This is a genomic window from Mycobacterium sp. NGS27, assembly GCF_059813005.1.
Genome location: NZ_JCALDT010000067.1, coordinates 1 through 212, shown reverse-complemented (window position 1 = coordinate 212; position 212 = coordinate 1). Strand labels below are relative to the sequence as shown.

Annotated in this window: 1 pseudogene; it reads right to left on the bottom strand. The window is 65.1% G+C overall.

The features are described 5' to 3' along the window. Positions 1 to 193 (bottom strand): annotated as a pseudogene (locus AC5Y30_RS25605) (hypothetical protein); the annotation flags it as partial. Positions 194 to 212: the final 19 nt, after the last annotated feature.

Here is a 212-nt window from a genome sequence, read left to right as displayed (position 1 = left end):
CCTCGCACTCCGAACAGCGCGAGAGCCGGTACGCGAACAACTCTCCGATCGCCGTCAACTGCTCGGCCGCCGCGCGGTTCTCGACCCGCGAAAACGCGCCGATCCGCTCCAGCAGCGCCGCGGACGCCGGCGTCGACGACCGATGGTGCCGCTCGACCAACTCATCGAACCGGGCGATCACGTCTTCGAACATGTTTTCGATTATGCCATTG